This window comes from Desulfocicer vacuolatum DSM 3385, from assembly GCF_900176365.1.
Taxonomy (GTDB): Bacteria; Desulfobacterota; Desulfobacteria; order Desulfobacterales; family Desulfobacteraceae; genus Desulfocicer; species Desulfocicer vacuolatum.
In genome coordinates this window covers 1-7,253 of the sequence record NZ_FWXY01000049.1, presented here as the reverse complement: position 1 = coordinate 7,253, position 7,253 = coordinate 1, and the positions used below count along the sequence as shown (strand labels likewise).

Annotated in this window: 7 protein-coding genes; 4 read left to right on the top strand and 3 right to left on the bottom strand. The window is 44.4% G+C overall.

What is annotated here, in order from left to right:
* Nucleotides 1-238 precede the first annotated feature (238 nt).
* The 3 genes from B9A32_RS20505 to B9A32_RS20495 all read left to right on the top strand — a co-directional run bounded on the left by B9A32_RS20505 (nucleotide 239) and on the right by B9A32_RS20495 (nucleotide 2,179).
* A complete protein-coding gene (locus B9A32_RS20505; RefSeq protein WP_212638047.1) occupies nucleotides 239-418 on the top strand; it encodes a type II toxin-antitoxin system RelE/ParE family toxin in 180 nt (59 codons plus the stop codon).
* A gap of 29 nt (nucleotides 419-447) precedes the next feature.
* Entirely contained in the window at nucleotides 448-582 is a 135-nt protein-coding gene (locus tag B9A32_RS20500) for a helix-turn-helix domain-containing protein (protein WP_139795919.1), read from the top strand.
* 205 nt (nucleotides 583-787) lie between these two features.
* Nucleotides 788-2,179 (top strand): dihydrolipoyl dehydrogenase, encoded by a 1,392-nt coding sequence (locus tag B9A32_RS20495; protein ID WP_084071995.1) that lies wholly within the window; start codon nucleotides 788-790, stop codon nucleotides 2,177-2,179.
* Nucleotides 2,180-2,772: 593 nt separating this feature from the next.
* Here B9A32_RS20495 and B9A32_RS20490 read toward each other — a convergent pair.
* The 3 genes from B9A32_RS20490 to B9A32_RS20480 all read right to left on the bottom strand — a co-directional run bounded on the left by B9A32_RS20490 (nucleotide 2,773) and on the right by B9A32_RS20480 (nucleotide 6,262).
* The gene (locus B9A32_RS20490) at nucleotides 2,773-4,986 is read right to left on the bottom strand and encodes a molybdopterin-containing oxidoreductase family protein (RefSeq protein ID WP_170923940.1); all 2,214 of its coding nucleotides are present in this window, start codon (nucleotides 4,984-4,986) and stop codon (nucleotides 2,773-2,775) included.
* A 99-nt stretch (nucleotides 4,987-5,085) separates the two neighbouring features.
* The gene (locus tag B9A32_RS20485; RefSeq protein ID WP_212638046.1) at nucleotides 5,086-5,709 is read right to left on the bottom strand and encodes a DsbA family protein; all 624 of its coding nucleotides are present in this window, start codon (nucleotides 5,707-5,709) and stop codon (nucleotides 5,086-5,088) included.
* Between the two features lie 130 nt (nucleotides 5,710-5,839).
* Nucleotides 5,840-6,262 (bottom strand): MarR family winged helix-turn-helix transcriptional regulator, encoded by a 423-nt coding sequence (locus tag B9A32_RS20480; protein ID WP_084071989.1) that lies wholly within the window; start codon nucleotides 6,260-6,262, stop codon nucleotides 5,840-5,842.
* A gap of 433 nt (nucleotides 6,263-6,695) precedes the next feature.
* Here B9A32_RS20480 and B9A32_RS20475 point away from each other — a divergent pair, with 433 nt between their 5' ends.
* Nucleotides 6,696-7,037 carry a helix-turn-helix transcriptional regulator gene (locus tag B9A32_RS20475; protein WP_139795918.1) on the top strand — a complete coding sequence of 114 codons (342 nt, stop codon included), beginning with the start codon at nucleotides 6,696-6,698 and terminating at the stop codon, nucleotides 7,035-7,037.
* Nucleotides 7,038-7,253 lie beyond the last annotated feature (216 nt).

The following is a 7,253-nucleotide window of genomic DNA, read 5'->3' as shown; positions in this document are numbered from 1 at the left end:
ATTGACCTCCTTTCGCATTTGTATGTTATGGGAATCATTATACCGCGAATGGTGATTCAACAAAACCTTTTTGGTTCTGGCTTGTCCAGGTTAGGATTTAGGTTTTTTTTAAAAAAAATGCAACAATACTTGCTTTATGAGTGAAATTTTTAATTTTTAACCATCCCAATGGTTTTTTTAAATATGCAAGATAATCACGCTACCTAAAGCAACATGAAAATGCAAGAATTTCTACAAAATGAAGCAGAAAAATGCATTGCGCAATGTTTTGTATGATGTAATTATGATAAAGCCCTTTAAATATAGAGGGCTGAGTAAATTCTTTGAAACTGGTAAATTATCAGGTGTTCAACCGGATCACAGACAAAAACTTAGAATTGAACTAATCGCACTTGATACGGCAACTCAAGGATTATAAAGACACAGAGTGCAATCATCAATCCTATCATGGCATTGCGCCTATCCAAATGTTTAGGCAGCAGCCCTGAAAGTTGGCTTCACATACAGGATAGTTATGACCTTTGGCAAGCAAAACGACATGTCGATCTTTCAGAGATAGCCCCCTTGCCAGTACCAGCTTAATATTTGTTTTTAGCGGATAAATCTATAAATGTTGATTTGAAATTTTATCAGTAATTATAGTATGTTCAATATAATTATAAGTAGAATGGTCATCTGACCCATAATAAGACCGCCGGTTCGACGGAATTTTAAGCCTGTGGAGAAGAAATAAGACCTAAGCAGTGAACTCGGACAAGGATGCGTAAGAGAAAAGGAATAGATTGCAATGGAAACTCGTGAAGTAGAATATGCCATTATTGGGGTTGGAACCGCAGGACTGGGGGCATTCAGCCGGATTCGAAAACAGACGGATAGTTTGTTGTTGATTCAACACGGTCCCTATGGAACAACTTGTGCCCGTGTGGGGTGTATGCCAAGCAAGATGTTAATTGCCGCATCGGATCTGGCCCATGCCATTGAAGGCGGGAGTTTTTTTGGCATTGATGGGAACTATCAGGTCAATGGAAAGCGTCTGTTTGAGCGGATTCAAAAGGATCGCGCAGAGAAATTTGTTGGTGGGGTTTTGCGATATGTCGATACCATTGACAATAAGTTCAAGGTGGAAGGGCAGGCCAGATTTTTGGATTCGCACACCCTTGATGTGGATGGCCGGTTGCGCGTAAAGGCGGAAAAAATAATTCTCGCCTGCGGGTCAAGCCCTTATGTGGCACCGGTATTTGAGCCTTTACTGCAAGATCTGGATACCAGCGACACCATTTTTGAACTTGATGACCTTCCCCGGTCCATGGCGGTTGTGGGCCTTGGGGTGATTGCCCTTGAAATCGGACAGGCCTTTCACCGTCTCGGTGTTCAAACCACTTTGTATGGCCACACCGGTCGTATTGGTGCCTTTACCCATCCGGATATGCAAAAAGATGTAATGCAGACCATGCAGCAGGAGCTTGATATCATTCCCCGGGGAGAATTTACCCGGGCCGTCAAGGTGAAAGACGGCTTTGAGCTAACCTATCTCACCACGGATGGCAAGGAAATAATCCGATCCTATGAACGGGTTCTCATTGCCAGCGGTCGACGTTCCAACCTTCGCACCATGGATCTTGAAAAATCCGGACTTATTCTTGATGACCGGGGGCTGCCCCAATATGATCCTTTAACCATGCAGTGTGGCAATTCCCATGTGTTTATCAGCGGAGATGCCACGGAGGATCTGCCCTTGTGGCATGAAGCCTACATTGAAGGGCGGATTGCGGCGGACAGTGCCGTTGCTTTTCCTGCGCACAAAGAAGGAAAAAGAACCCCGGGAATCGGGATTTATTTCACTGATCCGCAAATGGCCTGCGTTGGATCGGTGTACAGCGCACTGGACCCGGAACAGATTGTCATGGGCCAGGCCCGCATGGACAGTGGACCGCGACATAAAATTTACAACGATCTCAAAGGAATGATGCAGGTCTATGTGGATAAAAACAGCGGTATATTACTGGGGGCAGAGGTTTTTGGCCGGGGTGCCGAGCATATGGCCCACACCCTGGTTCTGGCCATTGAGCATGGCCTCACCGTTGGGGAGATTCTACAGATGCCGGTCTATCATCCCACCTTGGAAGAGGTGATGAAAGGGGCGTTGACAATGGCGTTGTTTCGATTGAGAAAATCGTAATACACCGGTAAATATTCGGCCATCCCCCATTTTTACCTATTGGGGGCTGCTTTACTGACATTTCCGAAAATCCGGGAAAATTTGGAGACATCATACTTAATTCTTTGAAAAAATATAATTATGGTGTCCCCCGGAATTATGGAATGGGATAAATAAGGGAGTCAGATCTTATTGATTTACCACTTACAAAATTCGGGCTTGGTCATAACGTGGGCCATTTTGTAATAAAAGTTTAGAGGTAAAAATTAATAGCTGTAATTACACCACGTTGAATCCAATAGGATTTTATTTCACGTATAGTGGCCCAGCTTATGATCAACCCCCAAAATTCAGACCATCATATTTCGTGAGTGGCACATTGGATAAATGGTAAATTGAAACCTGCTGACTCCCTTACAACTTTAAAGTCAGTATAATGCACTGAATGTATTGAAAATTAAGCAAAGGTCTTGTGGTTGCTAAAAATATAAGGTATTCTCATTAAATACAATGAATTATAATCGTTTTAAGGGGGTAAGACCCTGAAACACAACATGAGCCTTACTGATGAATTTTTCCTGAAAATGAAATCGTTCTTTGTAATATTTTTTTATCTATTCATTTCCTATTGGGCCTGTCTTATACTGTTTTGCAGCCGATCCAACCTTTTCCAACTCGCAAAGAAGTGCTTTGAAGACGGGAAATCCGGTGATGGAGTCTCGATTTCGATCGTCAGTAAGCAGGTTGATATTGCTGTTTTTCCATCCATCAGCCTGATTGGGCGCTCCTCCGCCCTGGTTTACCTCAACCACGCCTTTGGATATCTTTTGGGTGACCCTGGCGATAAATTTAACTTTTCCCCGTGCCGTTTTTACCCAGATCGCATCTCCGCTGGAAATGTTTCGGGGAGCTGCGTCCCGGGGGTGCAGGATGGCCTCGGCATTTGGTTGAAGCCTGACAAGGTTTGGAATATTCTGGTGCTGGCTTCTGAAAGTCGACTGCATGATGCGGGCACCGGAGGTCAGTGTAAGGGGAAAATCCTGACTGAGTGCTTTGTTTAGCGGCCCTTCAGAAGCAGGGGTGTATACCGGCAGGGGCTCATAGCCGTATTTTTCCAGCAGTGTCGAACTTATTTCCCACTTTCCCGAAGGGGTGTTAAACCCGGGGTTTCCATCCGGGCGAAGCTGCCCTGAAAGCCATTTTTTCTCCTGCCCTTCATTGGGGGCCACCTTATGAACCGTCACCGGGCCTTTTTCTGATTCGTGTTTAAAAGTCTGGAAATTCATGGGCAGGTCCTTTATCAGAAAGCGGACCATATCTTCTTCGGTATGGGGGTAAAGATGTCCGTAACCAAGCCTTTCTGCCAGTTTGGCATAAATCAGATAACTGTTCATGGATTCTCCCATAGGCTCAATAATTTTTTTGCGGTACTGGAGTGCTGTGGGTAAGGCGGCCTGGCCGGGATATCCGCAAAGCGAGGTGTTTTCAAAATAGGTTGTAGCCGGAAGCACCATGTCGGCATAACGAGCATCCTGCTTAAGGAACAGGTCAACACAGACCTGGTAGTCAAGGGCATTCAGGGCTTTTGCATACAGGGCGCTGTTGGGCCAGCTGGTCAATATCGAAGAACCGCCGATGAGCAAAAAACGAATTTTATAAGGATCTTCCTGGAGCACTGAGCGGGGGAACTCTGAGAAATGTCCGTTTTTGGTCAAGTTACAGAAAAGGGGATAGCGATCCATGCCGATGGGGGGGATATCCGTGGGGTACTTCACGTCCGGTTTTGACAGAGAAACCGGTGACCGGGATTTGAACACCATGCCGCCCTTGACGTCAAGGTGACCGGTCAGTGCCCACAAAGAAAGCAGGGCACGTATGGACTGGGCACCAGTGTCGTTGAACTCAAGGCCGGACTGGGTCATATATGCTATTTTTTCCGTTGAAAGGATCAATTCAGTCAGTTCCTTGAGGCTCTCTTCAGATACGCCGGTGATCTGGTGGACCAGATCCGGATTAAATCCTTTCACATACTGCTCCAGGTCGGAAAACCCCTGGCACTGCTCTTCTCCAAAAGCCCTGTCCACACCGCCCCTCTTAAAACATTGGCACAAAATGCCGTGAATCAGCGCCCCATCGGTGCCCGGTTGAATGGGGATCCAAAGATCGGCCATTTCAGCCGTCTGGGTCTTCAATGGGTCGATCACAACGGTTTTTGCCCCCCTGGCCTTGGCCTTTTTCAGCTGGAGAAATTGCTTTAGGGGAGAACCGGTGGCCGGGTTGGTCCCCCAGATAAAGATGATATCCGCATGCTCAAGATCCGGCTGAAGCATGCCACCCGGTGCTCCAAAGATTGTAAATGGGGCAATAAATGCATGAGAAACATGACAGATGTTGCCGATGGAAAAAGCATTTGGGGAACCCATGGGCATAAAAAGTGAGTTCGGAATGGCCAATCCCTTCTCTTTGGGGGAAAACATTTTCCAGATAGAGTCCTCAAAGTTCCCCCGACCAAAAAAAGAGGCGATACACTGGGGGCCGTATTGGCTTTTTAAATTGAGAATTTTTTGTGAAATTTCATCCAGAGCCTGGTCCCAAGAAATTTCAGTGAACGCGAGTGTTCCTTTGGGACCGATCCGTTTCAGCGGTTTTGTGATCCGATCCCTGGCATAAACAATGCTTGACGCCTTTACGCCCCGCAGGCAGGGTTGGCCTTGAGGATGTTTTTTCCAGGGCAAGATCTTAGTGATTCGATCATTTTCAAGACTGATGCTCACACCGCAACCGGCTCCGCAGATGCCACAAATACCTTTTTCTATTCTTTTAAACATTCTTCCTCCGCTCTTCATTGACTAATGACATTATCTTATTGATCTGGTTTGAGTCTGGAGTGTTGGACAATGGGAGCTTGGCCAAATGTCATCCGTGTTTTACAGCCTCCCGCACTGCCGGATTTTAGCCACAATCAGATCTGCTTTTGCATAACCTGAACCGATCCGTTTTAACGAGCCATTGTCATTTAACAATAATGCCGGGAATCCCGAAACACCCATTTCCCGGACACGCATGAACTCAGCTCGAGTTTTGTCCTTTAATAAAATAGAAGAGAATTTTTCAAGAAACCTGTCCTTAGCTGATATCCCCATTTCATCAAGAATCCGGAGATAGGTGTCAGGTCGGTTGGTATCCTGGTTTTCCGCATAGAAGGCATGCTGGATATGCTGAAAAAACTCAAATTCTTTTTCGGGTAACAGTTCACGTACTGCCAACACGGCCCTGCTGGGCACCTCGGAATCGTAATAAAAATCCTTGCGCTCCAGAAGGGCATACTTAAAGGGCTGACCTGTGGCGGTTGAGACCTCTTTCCAATGCCCCTTCAAAAAAGTGATGAGATTTTCATCCATAGGGGATTGCGCATATGGCTTGAGTCCCCCCATTATCATTTCGAATCCGTAGTCCGGCCCGATTGATTCAAGCGCTTTATTTAGCTCCGGCTTAAACCCATAGCACCAAGAACACATTGGGTCCCCGATGTAAATTATCTTTCTGTCCATTATGATATCCTGTATCTTATATGAAATACTCCGCAAACCGGGGGTGTATTTCAAGCTTTGTTGTGGCATATCTTGTTATGACAATAAATATTGAGTAGCTTGATCCGTTCAGGTAACTTCAGAAAACGGCTTAAAAGTTAGTGTAAACTTTGTTTAATAAAGTTAATAAATTATTAAGATCGTTTTCGTTTAGACCCTGTGAAGCATCGGCATTCAATTGAGCTGTTATGGGGGTAATCTTCTTCCGGGCGTCTTTTCCCTTGTCTGTAATGAAAATAATGAAGGCACGCCTATCTTCAGGATTGTCAGCTCTTCTTATTAGCCCTTTCTTTTCAAGCTTGTCTAATATGCGGGTGGTATTGGGCTGATCTTTATAGGTCCTATCAGAAAGCTTTTTTTGTGTAACCCCGTCCTGTTCACCTAAGCGGTTCAGTATGGACCATTGCTCAGGAGTAATATCGTATGGTTTGAGGCGTTTAGTAAATTCTTTTTTTACAGCTGTAGCTGTCCTGTTGAGAATAAACCCTATCGAGTGATCCATATTAAAATCCATTGTTAGCTCCTAAGTTTTGTTGAAAAATTAATTGTCTTAACAATAGTTGTTGTGACAACTTTTGTCAAGGGTGAGAAGATTAAATGTTCAAACCTGATCAAAATCAATCAGATTATGTATAAAATTAGAGCTTCATTGTATAAATAATTTAGTAAGATAGAATCGAGATTTAATGGTATTTAGGGGGGCATAACATGGGCCACCGAGTAATTTAACCAATGATGTTTGATGCTTTTATAAATCAAACAGATGCCCGGAATGGCCATCTTGTTCAATTGAGACAACACTTATCCTGACACAGGGGGCTTGTGATCAAGCGCAAAAATGCCGATGAAGATTGGCGGGAAAAAAAGAAATTTTGGCCATCTTCAAAAATAATAAATAATGCCGTATAAATATTGCTTTGAATTATTTAATGCTGTAAATATACATCATGAATAAAAAAACGAAATCAACAAGTGCTATACCGCAAGTTGTATTAAATCATCTTAAAAAAGTGGGTAACAACATCATGCTGGCCCGAAAACGTAGAGGGTTTACCCAAAAACATTTAGCAAACTTGGTATTGGCTGATAGAAATACCATAAGACGTCTTGAAAAAGGAGAACCCGGCGTTTCTCTTGGAATCATGGCAACTACATTATGGGTTCTGCAACTCGAAAGCGACCTCGATGCTCTTGCCCGCCCGGAAAATGACCGATTAGGACAATCTCTTTCAGAAGCGGCTACAAAGAAACGAGTCAGGATGAAGAAAGAGGATGAGTATGACTTCTGAGCAAAAAACAACTGTCTATATATTCCTTGCCGGTGACGGTTATGTTCCAGCTGGAATTCTTAAGCATTTTCCAATGCGTGGGCACAGCACCTTTCGTTACGGAAAAAAATATTTGCTGAGACCTAACCTGGACAAGCCAGAACCAAAAAGGTTTTGTTGAATCACCATTCGCGGTATAATGATTCCCATAACATACAAATGCGAAAGGAGGTCAAT

Excerpts from the sequence above, each read along its gene's own strand:
- B9A32_RS20480 (WP_084071989.1), bottom strand. The coding sequence starts at position 6,262 with ATGGATTTTAATATGGATCACTCGATAGGGTTTATTCTCAACAGGACA.
- B9A32_RS20475 (WP_139795918.1), top strand. The coding sequence starts at position 6,696 with ATGAATAAAAAAACGAAATCAACAAGTGCTATACCGCAAGTTGTATTA.
- B9A32_RS20495 (WP_084071995.1), top strand. The coding sequence starts at position 788 with ATGGAAACTCGTGAAGTAGAATATGCCATTATTGGGGTTGGAACCGCA.
- B9A32_RS20485 (WP_212638046.1), bottom strand. The coding sequence starts at position 5,709 with ATGGACAGAAAGATAATTTACATCGGGGACCCAATGTGTTCTTGGTGC.
- B9A32_RS20490 (WP_170923940.1), bottom strand. The coding sequence starts at position 4,986 with ATGTTTAAAAGAATAGAAAAAGGTATTTGTGGCATCTGCGGAGCCGGT.
- B9A32_RS20500 (WP_139795919.1), top strand. The coding sequence starts at position 448 with ATGGCATTGCGCCTATCCAAATGTTTAGGCAGCAGCCCTGAAAGTTGG.
- B9A32_RS20505 (WP_212638047.1), top strand. The coding sequence starts at position 239 with ATGAAGCAGAAAAATGCATTGCGCAATGTTTTGTATGATGTAATTATG.